A 17309-nucleotide genomic window follows, 5' to 3' on the forward strand; every position below is an offset into this window, starting at 1 on the left:
CGTGACACGAATTCACGTCTGTTGCATGTTGTGTTTGATCGCCGCCGCACCTGCAGCGACGGCGGCTACAGTACGCCTGCAGGTCACAGGATTATCCGGCGAATTACAAAAAAACGTGCGTGCGAGACTGTCGACCATTTCCAGCGAGGAAGTGACCTCTGATGGTCGTTTTCGTGCGCGCGTCAGCGAAGCGGTTAAGGAAGGCCTTAAAGCGCTGGGCTATTACGAGCCGCAGATCGAATTTGAACTTCAGCCGCCGCCCGCGGGCGGTAAGCGTCCGGTGCTGCTGACCAAAGTGACGCCGGGCGAGCCGGTGAAGCTGGCGGGTGAAACGGTGATTATCCGCGGCGAAGCCCGCACTGACGAAGATTACCAGGCGCTGGTACGCACTGGAAAAGGCAAAATCGGCGGCGTGCTCAACCACAGCGATTACGACGGCTTTAAAAGCTCGCTGAGCAATCTGGCGCTGCGCAAAGGCTACTTTGACGGCGATTATCGCAAGAGCCAGCTGGGCGTCTCCGTAGCGCGGCGAGAGGCCTTTTGGGATATCGACTACGACAGCGGCCAGCGCTACCGCTTTGGCGACGTCAGCTTCGAAGGATCGCAAATCCGCGAGGAGTATCTGCAAAATCTGGTGCCGTTTAAAAAAGGCGACTATTACAGCTCGCGCGATTTGGCGGAGCTGAACCGTCGTCTTTCCTCCACCGGCTGGTTTAATTCCGTGGTGGTGGCGCCGCAGTTCGATCAGGCGCGCAAAAGCAAAATCCTGCCGCTGCACGGCGTGGTCAGCCCGCGTACGGAAAACACCATTGAAACGGGCGTCGGCTACTCTACCGACGTTGGCCCGAGAGTAAAAGCGACCTGGAAAAGGCCGTGGGTCAACTCTTACGGCCACAGCTTCACCACCAGCGCCAATATCTCCGCGCCAGAGCAGCAGCTTGATTTTAGCTATAAAATTCCGCTGCTGAAGAATCCGGTAGAGCAGTACTATCTGCTGCAGGGCGGTCTGAAAAGAACGGATCTCAACGATACCAAAGCGGACTCCACCACGCTTGCCGCCTCGCGCTACTGGGAATCCTCAACGGGCTGGCAGCGCGCCGTCAACCTGCACTGGAGCCTCGATCACTTTACCCAGGGCAACGTCACCAACACCACCATGCTGATCTATCCGGGCGTCAGCATCAACCGCACTCGCTCGCGCGGCGGCCTGATGCCGACATGGGGCGATTCGCAGCGCTACTCGCTGGATGTCTCCGATACCAGCTGGGCGTCGGATATCGATTTCGCCGTCGTACAGGCGCAGAACGTCTGGATCCGCACGCTGGCGGACAAACACCGCTTTGTGCTGCGCGGTAATCTTGGCTGGATAGAAACCAACGATTTCGAACGCGTGCCGCCCGATCTGCGTTTCTTCGCGGGCGGCGATCGCAGCATTCGCGGCTACAAGTATAAAGGCATCTCGCCGCGTGACGACGACGGCAAGCTGACCGGCGCCTCGAAGCTGGCGACCGGCTCAATAGAATATCAGTACAACGTTACCGGCAAGTGGTGGGGCGCGGCGTTTGTGGATTCCGGCGAAGCGGTTAACGACATCAAACAGAGTAATTTCAAAACCGGCGCCGGTTTCGGCGTGCGCTGGCAGTCGCCGGTTGGGCCGATCAAACTGGATATCGCCCGCCCGATCGGCGACAGCGATGCGCGCAATTTACAGTTTTACATCGGGTTGGGGCCTGAACTATGAAGCTTTGGAAAAAGGTCCTTATTGGCATCCTGATTTTTCTGGTCGTGCTGCTGGGCGGCGTGGCGTTTTTAATCGGCACCACCACCGGCCTGCATTTGGTGCTGAACGGCGCGGCGCGCTGGGTGCCTGGACTGGCGATCAAACAGGTCAGCGGCGGCTGGCGCGATCTTCGGCTTACTGGCGTGCGTTACGAGATGCCTGGCGTAACGGTCAACGCGGGCGAATTTCATCTCGCCCTGAACTTAGGCTGCCTGAAAAACAGCGCTTTCTGTATTAACGATCTGGCGCTGCGCGACGCCAGCGTAGTGGTGGACAGTACGAAGCTGGGGCCGTCCGCGCCGGAGACTCAGGAAGATACCTCTTCCGGCGATCTGAGCACGCCGTATCCCATCACTTTACGGCAGCTGGCGCTGCATAACATCACCGTAAAAGTCGACGACACGGCGATCTCGCTGGCGGATTTCACTTCCGGCCTTAGCTGGCAGCAGCGCGCGCTCACCTTAACGCCAACCCATATTCAGGGACTGCTGGTCGCGCTGCCGAAAGCGGCCAAAGTGGCGGACGAGCAGGTCGTACAGCCTAAAGTGCAGCAGCCTGAGGCAAACGAGCCGCCGCTGGGCGAAACGCTGAAGGCGATGTTCGCCAAACCGCTGCTGCCGGATCTGCCCGATTTCAAACTGCCGCTGGATGTAAATATCCAGCAGATCCTTGGCGAGCAGCTGCGTATTACGGGCGATACCGATATCGCCATCACGCGCCTGCTGCTGAAAGCGCAGACGCAGGATCGCCTGCTGCATCTGGAAACGCTGGACGTCGATTCGCCGCAGGGTCAGCTCAACGCCAGCGGCCAGGCGCAGCTGGCCGACAACTGGCCGGTGAGTTTTAACCTGAACAGCTCGCTTAATGTCGATCCGATCAAGGGCGAGAAGATCAGCATGACCGTTGGCGGCGGCCTGCGCGAGCAGCTTGAGCTGGCGTTGAATCTTTCCGGGCCGGTCAGGGCGCAGCTGAACGCGCAGACAAAGCTGGCGGAAGCGGGCCTGCCGCTGGCGATGACGCTGCAAAGTCCGCAGCTGCGCTGGCCGCTGACTGGCGAAACGCAGTATCAGGCCGATAACCTGAACTTCAGTTTTAAAGGTAAGGCGACGGACTACGTGATGTCGCTGAGAACCGCGCTGCGCGGCGAAGCCATTCCGCCAGCCACGCTGACGCTGAACGGCAAAGGCAATGTGGAGCAGTTTTCACTGGAGAAGCTGCGGCTGGCGGCGCTGGAAGGCACTGCCGATCTGACAGCGATGGTGGACTGGAGCAAAGCGATCAGCTGGCGCAGCGAGCTGCAGCTCAACGGCATCAATACCGCGCGCCAATATCCGGACTGGCCAGCGAAGCTGGAAGGCAAAATCACCACGCGCGGCAGCCTCTACGGCGGAAGCTGGCAGATGCGGGTACCGGAGCTGAAGCTGCGCGGCAACGTGAAGCAGAACGCGGTCAGCGCCGACGGCTCGCTTTACGGCAACAGCTACAACCAGTGGGATATTCCCGGCATCAAACTGGTGCTGGGCCGTAACAACATCGATTTGAAAGGCTCGCTCGGCGACAAGCTGGCGCTGGATGCCAATATCGACGCGCAGCATCTGGATAACGCCCTGCCGGGATTAGGCGGCGTGGCGAAAGGCACCATCAAGGCGCGTGGCGATCTGAAGACGCCGCAGCTGCTGGCTGACCTTACCGCTACAGGACTACGCTGGCAGGCGATGAGCATCGCCCGCGTAGCGCTGCAGGGCGACGTCAAATCGGGCGAGCAGATCCAGGGCAAGCTGGCGCTGCGCGTGGATCGCCTGAAGCAGGATACGCTGGCGATCGACCGGCTGGATCTGGATGCCAGCGGCGACGAAAAAGCGCATCAGCTAAAGCTGACGGTTAACGGCCAGCCGGTATCGGGCCAGCTGCAGCTCAACGGCAGCTTCGATCGTGACCAGCAGCGCTGGCGCGGCACGCTTAACAATACCCGCTTCGACACGCCGGTAGGCGAATGGCGCCTGACGCGCGCGATAGCGCTGGATTACCTCAACAGCAGCCAGACGGCCTCGATTGGCCCGCACTGCTGGCTGAACCCCAACGCTGAGCTTTGCGTGCCGCAAACCATCGAAGCCGGCCCGTCCGGCCATGCGAAAGTAACCCTGAACCGCTTTGATCTGGCGATGGTGAAGCCGTTTTTAACCGACGCCACCAAACTCAGCGGCGTTTTTAGCGGCGACGCCGACGTTAGCTGGACGGCAGGCGGCGGTCTGCCGCAGGGTCGCGTTTCGCTGAAGGGCAATAGCGTGAAGATCGAACAGGATGTGGACGGCAATACGCTGCCGATCGCTTTTGATACGCTGAATCTGAACGCGGCGCTGCGCAACGGTAGCGCGCAGCTCGACTGGTTGATCCGGCTGGTTAAAAACGGCCAGCTGGACGGCAACGTGCAGATCAGCGATCCGCAGAACAAGCGCGGCCTTTCCGGCAACGTAAATATCAAAAACCTGGATCTGGCGCTGGTTAATCCGGCGCTGATGCAGGGCGAGAAAGTTGCCGGCATGCTGAACAGCGCGCTGCGCCTGGGCGGCAGCCTGCAGAAGCCACAGGTCTTCGGTCAGCTTGGGTTGAGAAATGTTGACGTCAACGGCAGCTTTATGCCGGTCGATTTAACCAGCGCCAACCTCAACATGGTCTTTAACGGCATGAGTTCGACGCTGCAGGGCCTGATTGAAACTTCACAGGGCCAGCTGGCGCTGAGCGGCAACGCGGACTGGGCGCAGCTGGACGCCTGGCGTGCGCGTATCGCGGCGAAAGGCAGCAAAATCCGCGTAACGGTGCCGCCAATGATCCGTATGGACGTCTCACCGGATCTGGAGTTCGAAGCCACGCCGCAGGCGTTTAACCTGAACGGGCGCGTCGATATTCCGTGGGCGCGCGTCACCGTGCAGGAAGTACCGGAAAGCGCCGTGGGCGTCTCCTCCGACGAAGTGCTGCTGGATGAGAACCTGAAGCCGATCGCGCCGAAAAGTACCGCTATCCCGATCAACAGCAACCTGATTATCCATGTCGGCAACGACGTACGGCTGAGCGCCTTTGGCCTTAAGGCGAAGCTGAACGGCGACTTGAAGCTGGCGCAGGACAAGCGCGGCCTGGGACTGAACGGCCAGATCAATATTCCGTCCGGACGTTTCCACGCTTACGGTCAGGATCTGATCGTGCGTAAAGGCGAGCTGCAGTTCTCCGGCCCGGCGAACCAGCCTTACCTTAACATTGAGGCGATTCGTAATCCGGAAGCCACGGAAGATGACGTCACGGCAGGCGTGCGTGTGACTGGCCTGGCCGACGAGCCGAAGGCGGAAGTCTTCTCCGATCCGGCGATGTCGCAGCAGGAAGCGCTCTCTTATCTGCTGCGCGGCCAGGGTCTGGACGCCACGGGCAGCGACAGCAGCGCATTAACCTCGGCGCTGGTGGGATTAGGGCTTGCACAAAGTGGGCAGGTTGTGGGTAAAATCGGGGAGACTTTCGGCGTAAGTAACCTCGCGCTGGATACGGCGGGCGTCGGTGACAGCCAGCAGGTCCAGGTCAGCGGCTACGTATTGCCGGGTCTACAGGTAAAATATGGTGTTGGCATATTTGATTCACTGGCGACTTTAACCTTACGTTATCGCCTGATGCCCAAACTCTATTTGGAAGCGGTGTCTGGTGTAGACCAGGCCCTTGATGTGCTCTATCAGTTTGAGTTCTAGCAATGCGAATAATTGTCTACGGCAGCCTGAGACGCAAGCAGGGTAACAGTCACTGGATGACCAACGGACAGTGGCTGGGCGATCATCTGATCGACGGCTACGAGCTCTATAACCTGGGCCTCTATCCGGGCGTTGTCGCGGGTAGCGGCCAGGTTTACTGCGAAGTCTATCGAGTGGACGCCTCCACGCTGGGCGAGCTGGACGCGCTCAGAACCAAAGGTGGAGAATATAAACGCGAGCTGATGCAAACGCCTTATGGCAGCGCATGGCTCTATGTTTATCAGCGTTCAGTAGAAGGCAAGCAGCGGATAGCCAGCGGAGACTGGCTGCTGCGGGATAACCAGGATCCTGCCTGACTCGTGTCACATAAATAAAAACACCGCTCAGTGAGCGGTGTTTTTTTATCTTACGGCAAAGCGAAAATTATTTTTTCGCAGCGCGTTCGAAAGAGGAGACGATCTCGGCTTTAGCCGCTTCAGCGTTGTCCCAACCTTCTACTTTCACCCATTTGCCTTTTTCCAGCGCTTTGTACTGCTCGAAGAAGTGGGTGATCTGCGCACGCAGCAGTTCTGGCAGGTCGTTCACATCTTTGATGTGATCGTACTCTTTGGTCAGCTTGGTGTGCGGAACCGCAACCAGTTTAGCGTCTTCGCCAGATTCGTCGGTCATTTTCAGCACGCCGACCGGACGGCAGCGGATCACTGAGCCCGGCTGCAGCGGATAAGGCGTTGGCACCAGCACGTCTACCGGGTCGCCATCCAGAGAAAGCGTATGGTTGATGTAGCCGTAGTTGCACGGATAGAACATCGCGGTAGACATGAAGCGGTCAACAAACAGCGTGCCGGAATCTTTATCTACTTCATATTTAATCGGATCGGCATTAGCCGGGATCTCGATAACGACATAGATATCTTCTGGCAGATCTTTGCCCGCTGGAACCTGGTTTAAACTCATGGTGAATTCCTTTAATCGTCTTAAATCAAGTGACGCTCATTATAGCCAACTGGATATAAAAGTATTCCCCCTTTTTGGGCTTTCGGAATGCTCCAGTATGGCGATTTGGCGGCGCGTGTCCGCCGTGAAAACGGCGTAAAGAAAGGGCGATCCGAAGATCGCCCTGTCAATATCAGCATAGCGTCTTACGCGTCCGGATATTCGCGCAGGAAGCGTTCAGTGTCGTCGACCATGTCGGTGTTGCCGACAAAGAACGGCGAGCGCTGGTGCAGCGTCTCCGGCACCAGATCCAGGATGCGATTTTTGCCGTCGCTGGCCTTACCGCCGGCCTGCTCGGCCAGGAACGCCATCGGGTTGCACTCATACAGCAGGCGCAGCTTGCCTTGCGGATGGCTGGCGGTGCTTGGATAGAGATAAATCCCGCCTTTCAGCAGGTTGCGGTGGAAATCCGCCACCAGCGAGCCGATATAGCGCGAAGTGTAGGGACGACGGGTCAGCTTGTCCTCTTCCTGGCAGAACTTCAGGTATTTTTTCACGCCCTGCGGGAAGCGGATGTAGTTGCCTTCGTTGATGGAGTAGGTGTAGCCCTTTTCCGGGAAGGTCATTCTTTCCGCGCTGAGGCAGAACACGCCCAGCGAAGGATCGTAGGTAAAGGCGTGGACGCCGCAGCCGGTGGTGTAGACCAGCATGGTGGAAGAACCATAAACCACGTAGCCCGCCGCAACCTGCTGGCTGCCCGGCTGCAGGAAATCCTCTTCCGTAACCGGCGTGCCTGGCGGCGTGATGCGGCGATAGATAGAGAAAATGGTGCCCACGGAAACATTGACGTCGATATTGGAAGAGCCGTCCAGCGGATCCATCAACACCACATATTTGCCGTTTTCGACGCCTTCGAAAATCACAATCTCGTCTTCTTCTTCAGAAGCGATACCGGCCACGATGCCGCGCGCTTTTAGCGCTGCCTTCAATTTTTCGTTAGCAAACAGATCGAGCTTCATCTGCTGTTCGCCCTGCACGTTTTCCACGCCGCTGGCGCCCAGAATATCGACCAGGCCCGCTTTGTTAATGTCGCGGTGAATGATTTTCGCGCCCAGCTTGATAGCTGAAATCAGCGCCGTCAGCTCACCTGTGGCGTGAGGAAAGTCGTGTTGCTTCTCGACGATAAATTCGCCTAACGTTTTCATAACACAATCCCTGAATCTGCGGTTGAACAGCAGCTTGTGACACAAACTGCCAACGTATACCGGGGCAGTTTAGCCGAATGGGAGGCAAAGAACATAGGGCAAATTCCGTTTCTTCCGCACGATGAGGGCGCTACACTGTGCACCGACCCTTTCAGTAAACGGACCTTTTATGCGTATTCACATCCTCGGTATCTGCGGCACGTTCATGGGCGGCCTGGCAATGCTGGCCCGATCGCTGGGCCATGAAGTGACCGGTTCCGATGCCAACGTTTATCCGCCGATGAGCACGCTTTTAGAAAAGCAAGGTATTGATTTAATACAGGGATATGATGCCTCGCAGCTCGATCCCGCGCCCGATTTGGTGATTATCGGCAACGCGATGACCCGCGGCAACGCCTGCGTGGAAGCGGTACTGGAACGTAATATTCCCTACCTTTCCGGGCCGCAATGGCTGCACGATTTCGTGCTGCGCGACCGTTGGGTGATCGCCGTCGCCGGCACGCACGGGAAAACCACGACGGCGGGCATGACAGCGTGGATCCTACAGGCCTGCGGGCTGGAACCGGGCTTCGTGATCGGCGGCGTACCGGGAAACTTCGAGGTTTCGGCAACTTTAGGAAAAAGCCCATTCTTCGTGATTGAAGCGGATGAGTACGACTGCGCCTTCTTCGATAAGCGTTCCAAATTCGTTCACTACTCTCCACGCACGCTGATCCTCAACAACCTTGAGTTCGATCACGCGGATATTTTTGACGACTTAAAGGCTATCCAGCGCCAGTTCCATCACCTGGTGCGCATCGTGCCTGGTCAGGGCCGTATTATCGTGCCGGAGCAGGACAGCAACCTGAAGCAGGTGATGGCGATGGGCTGCTGGAGCGAGCAGGAGAGCGCAGGCGAAAACGGTCGCTGGCAGGCCAAAAAGCTGACACCGGACGCGTCAAACTGGGAAGTCTGGCTGGACGGCGCGCGCGTAGGGGAAGTGAACTGGTCGCTGGTGGGCGAACACAACATGCATAACGGCATGATGGCTATCGCCGCCGCGCGTCACGTTGGCGTCAGGCCGGAAGATGCTGCAAAGGCGCTGGACGACTTTATCAACGCGCGTCGACGCCTGGAGCTGCGCGGCGAAGCCAACGGCATCAAGGTTTATGATGACTTCGCCCACCATCCAACCGCTATCCTGGCGACAATGACCGCGCTACGCAGCAAGGTTGGCGGCAGGGCGCGCATTCTGGCGGTGCTGGAGCCGCGCTCTAACACCATGAAAATGGGCGTCAGCAAGGATGACCTGGCGCCCGCGCTGGGCCGTGCCGACGAGGTGTTCCTGCTGCAGCCGCACCATATTCCCTGGCAGGTTGCGGAAGTGGCGGAAGCGTGCGTACAGCCTGCTCACTGGAGCGCGGACGTAGACACGCTGGTCGAGATGATCGCCAAAACGGCGCAGCCGGGCGACTACATTCTGGTCATGAGCAACGGCGGTTTTGGCGGTATTCATCAGAAGCTGCTGGAGAAGCTGGCGAGCCAGACGGGCAGCTAAAAAGCGGGCCGACGCGCGGAAACGGGCCGCCGGCAAAGCGCTGCGGGCAAGGAAACCCGCAGCGTAATCAGGCTTCGGCCAGTTCGCGCAGATACTGGAAGATCTGGCGGGCGGCCTTCGGCGGCTTGCTGGTCGCTTTTTCTTTCTGGGCGTTGCGGATCATCGAGCGCAGCTGCTGGCGATCGGCGTCCGGATAGAGCTGCAGCACGTCCGCCATCGCGTCGTCGCCTTCTTCTATCAGACGATCGCGCAGCATTTCCAGCTTGTGGAACAGCGCAACCTGCTGATTGTGGCGGTTCTTCAGCTTATCCAGCGCCTGGCGGATTGGATCTTCATCGCGCGAGCGCAGCATTTTGCCGATCAGCTGTAGCTGGCGACGGCGACCCTCTTTTTTGATCTTCTGCGCCAGCTCGATAGCGGCGCGCAGATCTTCATCCAGCGGAATTCTGTCCAGCGAATTGCTGCTCAGTTCCACCAGCTCCGCGCCCAGGCGTTTCAGCGCTTCGGCGTCACGTTTAATTTCACTTTTACTGACCCAGATAATTTCATCATCTTCTTCTTCGTTATCTGGTACATCATCGAGCCAGTCGTCAGGCTGTTTGGTCATGGGAGGCTCCCTAAAAAAGAGGCTAATGCTATCAGGAAACTCAGGCCACTGCGAAATTGTTCTCTGACTCTGTTAGACTCAGGTAAACCTGAAACCCTGAAGAGTTCGGAAATCTGGTGGCGTATGCCCAGAGAAACCCTCTGTTAATTATATGGTAGGTCGATGAAATTACTCTCCCAAGTTGCAGAACAGCGTAAAACCCTCGAACAGGCGGTCGCAACAGCACTCGAGCTGGCGAAGGCCAGCACCGATGGGGCGGAAGTCGCCGTCACCAGAACCACCGGGATCAGCGTCAGCACCCGCTATGGCGAAGTGGAAAACGTTGAGTTCAACAGCGACGGCGCCTTAGGCATTACCGTGTATCATCAAAATCGCAAAGGCAGCGCCTCCTCGACCGATCTTAGCCCGGACGCGATTGCGCGCACCGTTCAGGCCGCGGTAGATATCGCTCGCTACACTTCCACCGATCCTTACGCAGGCGTGGCGGATCGCGAGCTGCTCGCCTTTGATGCGCCGGATCTGGATCTTTACCATCCGTGGGAGCTCGATCCCGACAAGGCGATCGAACTGGCCGCGCGCGCCGAGCAGGCGGCGCTGAATGCCGACAAACGTATCACCAATACCGAAGGCGGCAGCTTTAACAGCCATATCGGCATGAAGGTGTTTGGCAACAGCCACGGCATGATCCAGGGCTACTCTTCCAGCCGCCACTCGCTTTCCGGCAGCGTGATCGCCGAAGCCAACGGCGATATGGAGCGCGACTACGCCTATACTATTGGCCGGGCTTTCGAAGATTTGAAGTCGCCGGAATGGGTCGGCGAGGAGTGCGCGCGGCGCACGCTGTCGCGCCTTTCGCCACGCAAGCTCTCCACCATGAAAGCGCCGGTGATTTTCGCGGCGGAAGTCGCAACCGGTCTGTTCGGTCATCTGGTCGGCGCGATTAGCGGCGGCAGCGTCTATCGCAAATCGACCTTCCTGCTGGACTCGCTGGGCCAGCAGATCCTGCCGGAATGGTTGACGATTCAGGAGCAGCCGCATCTGCTGAAAGGACTTGCTTCCACGCCGTTCGACAGCGAAGGCGTGCGTACCGAGCAGCGCGATATCGTCAGGGACGGCGTACTGCAAACCTGGCTGTTAACCAGCTACTCGGCGCGTAAGCTGGGGCTGAAAAGCACCGGTCACGCTGGCGGCATTCATAACTGGCGCATCAATGGTCAGGGCGACAGCTTTGAGCAGCTGCTGAAGAAAATGGGCACCGGCCTGGTGGTAACAGAGCTGATGGGACAAGGCGTCAGCGGCATTACCGGCGACTACTCGCGCGGCGCGGCGGGCTTCTGGGTGGAAAACGGCGAAATCCAGTATCCGGTCAGCGAAATCACCATCGCGGGCAACCTGAAGGATATGTGGCGCAATATGGTCACGGTTGGGAGCGATATCGAAACCCGCAGCAATATTCAGTGCGGCTCCGTGCTGATCCCGGAAATGAAAATCGCCGGACAATAGTCGCGGCGAAATAAACGATAAGGAGGCCGATTCGCGCCTCCTTTTTTATTGTCGGCGCGGATAAGCCGGAATAATTAAGTAATATTAAACAGTTTTTAGCGTAATTTTTTGATGGTATCTAATAAAAGAAGCCGGAATATCTTCTTTTCTCAACGCTCCACATGGCTTTTTTTGTCATAAGCTAATCCTATGTTTTCCCTCTGCTTAACCTGAAATGCAGCTGCTGTCTGTGAGCCTGCGCAGGCAATTTAACTGCGGTAGTGTGATTTCCCTTCCATTTTTATCTTCCCGGTACGCAAAAAGACGTTTTTGTGAGGCGTTGCGCTGTCAGCGGCTCTATTTCCACTTTGAAACGGAAAAACAACTTCTACAAAGAGACCTCTTCCGGCGCTAATTTATTCCCCTCACGAAGACCCCGGTTTTATAGCCGGGATGAAACGGAAAATAAGGGGCGTTACGTGAACAATGGAGCAGTAGCGGTAGAGAACGGCGACAGGGAAGAAGCTATTCAGGCGCTGGCCGACAGCGTGATGAGGCGGATTGGCGAACTGTTCGCCGCCGAAAAAATTTATCCCAACGCGGTACAGCAGCAGATGCTGACCTCACATGTGCGGGCGATGGCGCTGCGTTCGCTGACCGGCGAACCACTACCGGAAGTAGAGGCGGAACTGTTCGAAGATATTTCGCCGGCGTCGATGTCGCTGGCGCAGCAGGTGGTGGATCTCTTTGGCAATCTGCCGAAAGAGGAAGCCTGGCTGCTCTCTGTCCATTTTGAAGTGGCGAAAGAAAACTAATTTTACTCAGTGGAGAACGGAATATGTCACAGGTCATTGTGGTTATTGGCGATCGTTTAGGGAAAGGGCAGAAGGTCGCCGCAGGCGTAGAGAAAGCGGGCGGCAAAGCTATCGTGGTGCCGGGCGTGGCGGCGGATATGAAGCTGGGCGACGTGATGAAGACGGAAAACGCCACTTTCGGCATCTCGTTTTGCGGCAGCGGCGGCGCAGGCGCTATCACCGCGCAGACCAAACATGGCTATAAAGCGAAATACGGCATGCGCTCGGTGGATGAAGGCGTTACCGCCATCAACGAAGGCGCGAACGTGCTCGGCTTCGGCTTTATGGACAAGGAAGAGCTGGGCGAGCGGCTGGTGCAGGCGTGGCTCAAAAAGTACGGCGCCTGACCGATGAAGGAGCAATTTACCACCACGGTAAACGTCAGCGGCAAAGGCGACAGCAAAGAAAAGGCGTTCGCCGATGCGCTGAGCCGGGTACAGAACACGCTGCTAAAGACGACCGGTAAAGTACTGCTGCGCATCGAGCCGCAGGAGGTCAGGGTGGTGCTGGCGCGGGAAAGCGTCAGGAAAGAGCGCTTTTTGTTCTTCTTTCTGGCGAGGGAACGACGGAGTTACAGCATCGAACTGGAAATTACCGTCAGCGTGAGCGCTATCGACGTCGACAAAATCGATTTTCTCACGCGCTAGCCGGGCAAACATAATAACGTTGGCGCAAGCCTGAAAGGAAAGTGTGATGTTTTTAATAATCCTCTTTAAATCTCTTATTATCGGCGGTCTTGTCGGGGTAGGCGTCGGCGCAGGCGCCGCGCGCATGTTCCACGCGCCGACCACCCAGGGCATGGGCGCATTTCGTACGCTGGGCGAACTCAACTCCTGTGAGGGCGATCCCGCTTCTCACTTCTCGTTTGGTCTGGGCTTCTTTTTCAACGCCTGGGCCTCTTCCGTCGCGGCGGGATCTTTTACTCAGGATGTCGATCACCGCATTATCCCAAACTGGGGCGCGGCGGCGCTGATGATCAAAAACCGCAACGTGGCGGAAACGCTGCACGATCCCAAAAAGATGGCGATCGCCTGCGGCGTGATCGGCATGATCGTGGTCGCTTTTCTCAACTCCACCGCTTCGGCCGTTCCTGCGGCGCTGCAGGTTACTGCGGTAAAAGTGCTGGTGCCTGCGGCTAACCTGCTGGTTAACACCGTAATGCCGGTGATCTTCTGGCTGGCGGCGATCGACGCCGGTAAAAAATCGGGCTTCTGGGCCACTATTTTCGGCGGCCTGGCGCAGCTGATTATGGGCAACGCCGTACCAGGCCTGGTGCTGGGCATTCTGATCGGCAAAGGCGTCGAAGAGAGCGGCTGGCATCGCGTCACTAAGGTCATGATGTTCGCCATTGTGCTGCTGTTTGTGCTGAGCGGCTTCTTCCGCGGCTTCGATATGAAGATGCTGGAATCTTTCCGGCTTGGCGTGCCGGACTGGCTGTCGACTATCCACAACACCCTGAGCGGAAAATAAGGAGAAAAGAAAATGGAAGAGTCAAAAAGCGGTTTCTGGTATGCCGACTGGTCTTTCCCGATCTTTGTCGGTCTGCTCTCCGCCGGGGTTTTTGCCGGTACGCATATGTATTACGTCTACGGGCTGGGCGCATTTAACGAGGTCGCCTTCGTCTCCATGCTGCGTTCGGGCATGGAAACCGGCGTTTACGGCGCGGTCGCGGCCTTCGGCGCCAGCTTTCTGTTCGCCCGTATTATCGAAGGATCGCTGGTGGGCATTCTGGATATCGGCGGCGCTATTCAGACCGGCATCGGGCTTGGCGTACCGGCGCTGCTGCTGGGCGCAGGCATTGTCTTTCCCGTCTCGAACTTCGCCGCCTCGCTGCTGACCGGATTGATTCTGGGCGTGGCGATTGGCTACGTCATCATCCTGGCGCGCAAGTTCACCATTAACAACAGCGACTCCACCTATGGCGCCGACGTGATGATGGGCGCGGGCAACGCTTCCGGTCGCTTCCTGGGGCCGCTGATTATCCTCTCCGCGATGGCCGCTTCTATACCGATCGGTCTGGGATCGCTGATTGGCGCGCTGCTGTTCTATCTCTGGAACAAGCCGATTACCGGCGGCGCCATTCTTGGCGCGATGCTGCTGGGCGCCTTTTTCCCGGTTGCGCTTTAGCCTTTTCGCCAGGGCGTAACGGCTCTGGCGAAAGCTTCCGCAGACAGAGGAGTTTGCTATGTATGATTTTATTATTCGCCGGGCACGTATGGCGGATGGCGGTCTGACCGATATCGCCGTGCGGGACGGCAAAATTGCCGCCCTGGGCGAAGTCAGCGGCGAGGCCGCGCGGGAATATGATCTGGCAGCGCGCTTCTATCTGAGCGCGGGCTGGATTGATTCACATGTTCATTGTTATCCCAAATCACCGATCTATCACGACGAAGCCGACCGCATCGGCGTCGCCACCGGCGTAACGACCGTGGTAGACGCGGGCAGCACCGGCGCGGACGATATTGACGATTTTTATCAGCTAACCCGCGACGCCAGCACTCAGGTCTATGCCTTGCTGAACATCGCGCGCACCGGCATCGTCACGCAAAACGAGCTGGCGGATATGACGCAGATCGACCGCGTCGGCGTACGGGATGCGGTCCAGCGCCTGCCGGGCTTTATCCTCGGCATCAAGGCGCGCATCAGCAGCAGCGTTGTGGGTAAAAACGGCGTGCGGCCGCTGCTTGAGGCCAAAGCCATCCAGCAGGAAAACAACAACCTGCCGCTGATGGTGCATATCGGCAACAATCCGCCCGATCTGGATGAGATAGCCGATCTGCTGGGCAGCGGCGACATCATCACCCACTGCTACAACGGCAAGCCGAACCGCATTCTGACGCCCGCCGGCGAACTGCGAGCTTCCGTTCATCGCGCCCTGCAGCGCGGCGTACGGCTGGATGTGGGCCACGGCACGGCCAGCTTCAGCTTCGAAGTGGCGCGCGCGGCTATCGCGCAGGGCATTCTGCCGCACACCATCAGCTCCGATATTTACTGCCGCAACCGGCTTAACGGCCCGGTGCGCTCGCTGGCGCACGTGATGTCCAAATTCTTCAACGTGGGTATGACGCTGGCGCAAATTATCGACTGCGTCACCGTCCATGCGGCGGAAGGTCTGCGGCTGCGCCATAAAGGCCGGCTGGAAGTGGGCTATGACGCCGATCTGACGATTTTTGACGTACAGGAATCCGCCTGCGTGTTTACCGATTCCGAAGGCGAATCGGTCACCGGCGAGAAACAGCTGCTGCCGCTGGCCGCCGTCGTCGGCGGTGAGTGGCTGATCACCGAAGAAGGGAAAAAGCATCATGGCTTCGATTTATGAGAAATATGGTTTAAAACAGGTCATTAACGCTTCGGGACGGATGACGATTCTGGGGGTTTCCACGCCTGCCGCCGACGTGGTGGAAACGGTGCAGTACGGCCTTAATCACTATTTCGAGATCAAAGATCTGGTTGATAAAACCGGCGCTTATATCGCCGGGCTGCTCGGCTGCGAGGATGCGGTGGTGGTTTCCTGCGCCTCGGCGGGCATCGCACAATCCGTAGCGGCGGTGATCGTCAAAGATGACGACTGGCTGCTGGACAACCTGCACGCCGCGCCGCTTGAGGTGCCTCACGATATCGTGGTGCCGAAAGGCCATAACGTAAACTATGGCGCGCCGGTCGGCACTATGGTCGCGCTGGGCGGTGGGCGGCTGGTTGAAGCCGGCTACGCCAACGAATGCTCCGCCGCGCAGCTATCCGCTGCGGTTACGCCGCAGACGGCGGCCATTCTCTATATCAAATCACATCACTGCGTACAGAAAAGCCATCTGAGCGTAGAGCAGGCCGCTGCCATGGCGCGCCAGCACGGCGTACCGTTGATTGTCGACGCGGCAGCGGAGGAAGATCTGCAGCGCTATTACCAGAACGGCGCGGATCTGGTGATTTACAGCGGCGCTAAGGCTATCGAAGGGCCGACCAGCGGCCTGGTGATGGGGCGCGGACAGTATGTCGCCTGGGTTAAGCGCCAGTCCCAGGGGATTGGCCGGGCGATGAAGGTCGGTAAAGAGGGCATTCTGGGGCTGACCCATGCGATCGAAAACTATCTGCGCCAGCCGAAAGTCACCGGTGCGGAGATGGTGGAAAAGATGACGCCGTTTATCGAAAAGCTTAACGGCCTTGACGGCATCAGCGCACGCGTGGTCTGGGATGCGGCAGGACGCGATATCGCCCGCGCGGAGATCCACTTCGATGAAGCGAAAATCGGCCTTACCACCAGCGAAGTCGTGCAGCGCCTGAAAACCGGCGAAACGGCGATCTATTTCCGCGGCTATAAAGCCAATGAAGGCATTGTCGAAGCGGACGTGCGCAGCGTTTCGCCAGCGCAGCTGAATACCATTTACGTCGCCATCAGGGCATTATTATCAGGAGAGAACAAAGCATGACGCTTACGCCAAAATTTTACCGCGATCGCGTTTGTCTGAACGTGCTGGCAGGATCGAAAGAAAACGCCCGCGAGATCTGGCAGGCTGCCGAAGGACACGTGCTGGTCGGCGTGCTGTCGAAAAACTATGACAGCGTCGCCAGCGCCGTAGCGGATATGCGTGAATACGCGTCGCTGATCGACAATGCGCTTTCCGTCGGACTGGGCGCAGGCGATCCCAACCAGTCGGCCATGGTCAGCGCTATTTCTGCGCAGGTTCAGCCCCAGCACGTTAATCAGGTATTCACCGGCGTGGCGACCAGCCGGGCGCTGCTGGGACAGAGTCAGACGGTGGTTAACGGCCTGATTTCGCCAACGGGCAAACCGGGACTGGTGAAGATTTCCACCGGGCCGCTCAGCTCACAGATGTCCGACGGCATCGTGCCGGTTGAAACCGCGATCGCGCTGCTGAAAGATATGGGCGGCAGCTCGGTAAAATATTTTCCGATGGGCGGACTGAAGGCCGTAGAGGAGTTTCGCGCGGTGGCGAAAGCCTGCGCGGAGCAGGATTTCTGGCTGGAACCGACGGGCGGCATCGATCTCGCTAATTACGAAGCTATTCTGCAGATCGCGCTGGACGCGGGCGTCAGCAAAATCATCCCGCATATTTACAGCTCGATTATTGATAAAGCTTCAGGCAATACTCGTCCGGAAGATGTCAGCGCGCTGCTGGCCATGACGAAAAAATTGGTTGGATAAGCGCAGACTCAAGGCCGGTTAT

At 58.0% G+C, this 17309-nt stretch carries 16 protein-coding genes; 13 read left to right on the forward strand and 3 right to left on the reverse strand.

Annotation, left to right across the window (positions count from 1 at the left end; genetic code table 11):
• The first annotated feature begins 25 nt into the window (after window positions 1-25).
• Genes tamA through MKZ79_RS12410 form a run of 3 tightly spaced genes read left to right on the forward strand, consistent with a single transcriptional unit; the run spans window position 26 to window position 5864 of the window.
• Window positions 26-1741, forward strand: a complete 1716-nt coding sequence (gene tamA / locus MKZ79_RS12400) for an autotransporter assembly complex protein TamA (protein WP_336142868.1) — start codon at window positions 26-28, stop codon at window positions 1739-1741.
• Window positions 1738-5508: an autotransporter assembly complex protein TamB gene (tamB, locus tag MKZ79_RS12405; RefSeq protein ID WP_336142619.1), complete on the forward strand. Its 3771-nt coding sequence runs from the start codon at window positions 1738-1740 to the stop codon at window positions 5506-5508. Before tamA ends, tamB begins: the two co-directional genes overlap by 4 nt.
• 2 nt (window positions 5509-5510) lie before the next feature.
• Window positions 5511-5864: a gamma-glutamylcyclotransferase family protein gene (locus tag MKZ79_RS12410; RefSeq protein WP_336142621.1), complete on the forward strand. Its 354-nt coding sequence runs from the start codon at window positions 5511-5513 to the stop codon at window positions 5862-5864.
• A gap of 67 nt (window positions 5865-5931) precedes the next feature.
• Here the strand turns inward: MKZ79_RS12410 and ppa are convergent, their stop codons facing one another.
• Both ppa and fbp read right to left on the reverse strand, forming a co-directional pair.
• Window positions 5932-6462, reverse strand: coding sequence for an inorganic diphosphatase (gene ppa / locus MKZ79_RS12415; RefSeq protein ID WP_336142622.1), 531 nt, complete (start codon window positions 6460-6462; stop codon window positions 5932-5934).
• A 185-nt stretch (window positions 6463-6647) separates the two neighbouring features.
• Window positions 6648-7646 carry a class 1 fructose-bisphosphatase gene (gene fbp / locus MKZ79_RS12420; protein ID WP_336142623.1) on the reverse strand — a complete coding sequence of 333 codons (999 nt, stop codon included), beginning with the start codon at window positions 7644-7646 and terminating at the stop codon, window positions 6648-6650.
• A gap of 169 nt (window positions 7647-7815) precedes the next feature.
• Here fbp and mpl point away from each other — a divergent pair, with 169 nt between their 5' ends.
• Window positions 7816-9183 carry a UDP-N-acetylmuramate:L-alanyl-gamma-D-glutamyl-meso-diaminopimelate ligase gene (gene mpl / locus MKZ79_RS12425; protein ID WP_336142624.1) on the forward strand — a complete coding sequence of 456 codons (1368 nt, stop codon included), beginning with the start codon at window positions 7816-7818 and terminating at the stop codon, window positions 9181-9183.
• Between the two features lie 67 nt (window positions 9184-9250).
• On the opposite strand, the gene yjgA is transcribed toward mpl, so the two are convergent.
• Window positions 9251-9790 carry a ribosome biogenesis factor YjgA gene (yjgA, locus tag MKZ79_RS12430; RefSeq protein ID WP_336142625.1) on the reverse strand — a complete coding sequence of 180 codons (540 nt, stop codon included), beginning with the start codon at window positions 9788-9790 and terminating at the stop codon, window positions 9251-9253.
• A gap of 162 nt (window positions 9791-9952) precedes the next feature.
• On the opposite strand from yjgA, the gene pmbA reads away from it, so the two are divergent.
• From pmbA to dagF, 9 genes are all read left to right on the forward strand, one after another.
• The gene (pmbA, locus tag MKZ79_RS12435; RefSeq protein ID WP_336142626.1) at window positions 9953-11293 is read left to right on the forward strand and encodes a metalloprotease PmbA; all 1341 of its coding nucleotides are present in this window, start codon (window positions 9953-9955) and stop codon (window positions 11291-11293) included.
• Window positions 11294-11751: 458 nt separating this feature from the next.
• A complete protein-coding gene (locus MKZ79_RS12440) occupies window positions 11752-12087 on the forward strand; it encodes a glycine dehydrogenase (protein WP_336142627.1) in 336 nt (111 codons plus the stop codon).
• 23 nt (window positions 12088-12110) lie between these two features.
• A complete protein-coding gene (locus tag MKZ79_RS12445) occupies window positions 12111-12473 on the forward strand; it encodes an SFCGS family glycine-rich protein (protein WP_336142628.1) in 363 nt (120 codons plus the stop codon).
• Window positions 12474-12476: 3 nt separating this feature from the next.
• Window positions 12477-12773, forward strand: a complete 297-nt coding sequence (locus MKZ79_RS12450) for a DUF4312 family protein (protein ID WP_336142629.1) — start codon at window positions 12477-12479, stop codon at window positions 12771-12773.
• A gap of 46 nt (window positions 12774-12819) precedes the next feature.
• Window positions 12820-13596, forward strand: a complete 777-nt coding sequence (locus MKZ79_RS12455; protein ID WP_336142630.1) for a DUF4311 domain-containing protein — start codon at window positions 12820-12822, stop codon at window positions 13594-13596.
• A gap of 12 nt (window positions 13597-13608) precedes the next feature.
• Window positions 13609-14253, forward strand: a complete 645-nt coding sequence (locus tag MKZ79_RS12460; protein ID WP_336142631.1) for a DUF4310 family protein — start codon at window positions 13609-13611, stop codon at window positions 14251-14253.
• Between the two features lie 58 nt (window positions 14254-14311).
• Window positions 14312-15445: an amidohydrolase/deacetylase family metallohydrolase gene (locus MKZ79_RS12465; protein ID WP_336142632.1), complete on the forward strand. Its 1134-nt coding sequence runs from the start codon at window positions 14312-14314 to the stop codon at window positions 15443-15445.
• Window positions 15429-16550: a DgaE family pyridoxal phosphate-dependent ammonia lyase gene (locus MKZ79_RS12470; protein ID WP_336142633.1), complete on the forward strand. Its 1122-nt coding sequence runs from the start codon at window positions 15429-15431 to the stop codon at window positions 16548-16550. Before MKZ79_RS12465 ends, MKZ79_RS12470 begins: the two co-directional genes overlap by 17 nt.
• Window positions 16547-17287: a 2-dehydro-3-deoxy-phosphogluconate aldolase gene (gene dagF, locus MKZ79_RS12475; RefSeq protein ID WP_336142634.1), complete on the forward strand. Its 741-nt coding sequence runs from the start codon at window positions 16547-16549 to the stop codon at window positions 17285-17287. Before MKZ79_RS12470 ends, dagF begins: the two co-directional genes overlap by 4 nt.
• The last annotated feature ends 22 nt before the right edge of the window (window positions 17288-17309 follow it).

Origin of the sequence: Erwinia sp. CGal63, assembly GCF_037026505.1 — a bacterium.
Taxonomy (GTDB): domain Bacteria; phylum Pseudomonadota; class Gammaproteobacteria; order Enterobacterales; family Enterobacteriaceae; genus Erwinia.

Coding starts and splice junctions, on each gene's coding strand:
- MKZ79_RS12465 (WP_336142632.1), top strand. CDS start 14,312: ATGTATGATTTTATTATTCGCCGGGCACGTATGGCGGATGGCGGTCTG.
- MKZ79_RS12460 (WP_336142631.1), top strand. CDS start 13,609: ATGGAAGAGTCAAAAAGCGGTTTCTGGTATGCCGACTGGTCTTTCCCG.
- pmbA (WP_336142626.1), top strand. CDS start 9,953: ATGAAATTACTCTCCCAAGTTGCAGAACAGCGTAAAACCCTCGAACAG.
- ppa (WP_336142622.1), bottom strand. CDS start 6,462: ATGAGTTTAAACCAGGTTCCAGCGGGCAAAGATCTGCCAGAAGATATC.
- MKZ79_RS12450 (WP_336142629.1), top strand. CDS start 12,477: ATGAAGGAGCAATTTACCACCACGGTAAACGTCAGCGGCAAAGGCGAC.
- tamB (WP_336142619.1), top strand. CDS start 1,738: ATGAAGCTTTGGAAAAAGGTCCTTATTGGCATCCTGATTTTTCTGGTC.
- MKZ79_RS12455 (WP_336142630.1), top strand. CDS start 12,820: ATGTTTTTAATAATCCTCTTTAAATCTCTTATTATCGGCGGTCTTGTC.
- yjgA (WP_336142625.1), bottom strand. CDS start 9,790: ATGACCAAACAGCCTGACGACTGGCTCGATGATGTACCAGATAACGAA.
- tamA (WP_336142868.1), top strand. CDS start 26: ATGTTGTGTTTGATCGCCGCCGCACCTGCAGCGACGGCGGCTACAGTA.
- dagF (WP_336142634.1), top strand. CDS start 16,547: ATGACGCTTACGCCAAAATTTTACCGCGATCGCGTTTGTCTGAACGTG.
- MKZ79_RS12410 (WP_336142621.1), top strand. CDS start 5,511: ATGCGAATAATTGTCTACGGCAGCCTGAGACGCAAGCAGGGTAACAGT.
- fbp (WP_336142623.1), bottom strand. CDS start 7,646: ATGAAAACGTTAGGCGAATTTATCGTCGAGAAGCAACACGACTTTCCT.
- mpl (WP_336142624.1), top strand. CDS start 7,816: ATGCGTATTCACATCCTCGGTATCTGCGGCACGTTCATGGGCGGCCTG.
- MKZ79_RS12470 (WP_336142633.1), top strand. CDS start 15,429: ATGGCTTCGATTTATGAGAAATATGGTTTAAAACAGGTCATTAACGCT.
- MKZ79_RS12445 (WP_336142628.1), top strand. CDS start 12,111: ATGTCACAGGTCATTGTGGTTATTGGCGATCGTTTAGGGAAAGGGCAG.